Source organism: Staphylococcus devriesei, assembly GCF_002902625.1.
Taxonomy (GTDB): Bacteria; Bacillota; Bacilli; order Staphylococcales; family Staphylococcaceae; genus Staphylococcus; species Staphylococcus devriesei.
Window position 1 is genome coordinate 1 of sequence record NZ_PPRG01000126.1, and the last position, 314, is coordinate 314.

Below are 314 nucleotides of genomic sequence, written 5' to 3' on the forward strand. Positions count from 1 at the left end.
ATATAATTGCAGAAATACACATATCACTTTTATTGTAGCACTATTAATTAAATAAATTTGCAAATATAGTGTAAGTGTAATTTTTTTGTCATTTTAATAGAAGTAATATCAAAATAAATTTTAAATACGTTGTTTTTAAATTTGCAATCGCTTACAATAAACGTGAAATTAATCACAAAGGAGTTATGAGGGATGAAAAATTTAAGAAATAGAAGTTTTTTAACACTTTTAGACTTCACTCAAAAAGAAGTAGAGTTCTTACTTAATCTATCTGAAGATCTAAAACGTGCGAAATATGCTGGAATTGAACAACC

At 24.8% G+C, this 314-nt stretch carries 1 pseudogene; it reads left to right on the forward strand.

The annotated features are described in order from the left end of the window. Positions 1–192: 192 nt before the first annotated feature. A pseudogene (locus CD147_RS11950) lies at positions 193–314 on the forward strand (ornithine carbamoyltransferase); the annotation flags it as partial.